Origin of the sequence: Staphylococcus sp. GDX8P80P (assembly GCF_017893095.1) — a bacterium.
Classification (GTDB): domain Bacteria; phylum Bacillota; class Bacilli; order Staphylococcales; family Staphylococcaceae; genus Staphylococcus; species Staphylococcus borealis.
Window position 1 is genome coordinate 1 of the sequence record NZ_JAESMI010000167.1, and the last position, 726, is coordinate 726.

Below are 726 nucleotides of genomic sequence, written 5' to 3' on the forward strand. Positions count from 1 at the left end.
AATCAAAACCACCCGTGTGAACGGGTGGTTTGTTCTACGGCTATAAGCCTTCCTTACTGGCCAGCCCTAAAAGGGCGCTGACAGGTCAGCCAACTGCACTACTTTCCCAGCACCCCTAAAGGGGTACTATTTTTTTCGTCTTTTTTTAATTTCTTCTCCTGTAAAAGGATCAAGATATTCTTCCATTGAAATTTGATCTGCAACGATATCTTCTTGTAATTGATTACGAATATAATTTTCAATTACCTTTTTATTCCTACCTACTGTATCGACATAAAATCCTTTACACCAAAACTTTCTATTACCGTATCTATATTTTAAATTAGCATGTCTATCAAAAATCATTAAACTACTTTTACCTTTTAAATATCCAACAAATGAGGATACTCCTAATTTAGGTGGAATACTAACTAACATATGAATATGATCTTTACATGCTTCTGCTTCTATTATTTCTACGCCTTTTCTTTCACATAGTTGACGCAAAATAACTCCAATATCCCTTTTTATCTTTCCGTATATCACTTGTCTTCTATATTTTGGTGCAAAGACTATGTGATACTTACAATTCCATTTTGTATGTGCTAAACTGTTTGTGTCAGATGACATTAAATAGCATCTCCTCGTGTTGAATATTTGGTTGGCTGACCAATATATATTCTAGCACGTAGAGATGCATTTTTTAGATATCGGTGAAACCTTTTCTGGAGTCCGGGACATAATGTT

Annotated in this window: 1 protein-coding gene; it reads right to left on the bottom strand. The window is 34.6% G+C overall.

The genetic code is table 11. The features are described 5' to 3' along the window. Window positions 1–126: 126 nt before the first annotated feature. Complete coding sequence (gene tnpA / locus KA858_RS11945) at window positions 127–609, bottom strand: IS200/IS605-like element ISSep3 family transposase (protein ID WP_002458050.1); 483 nt, start codon at window positions 607–609, stop codon at window positions 127–129. Window positions 610–726: the final 117 nt, after the last annotated feature.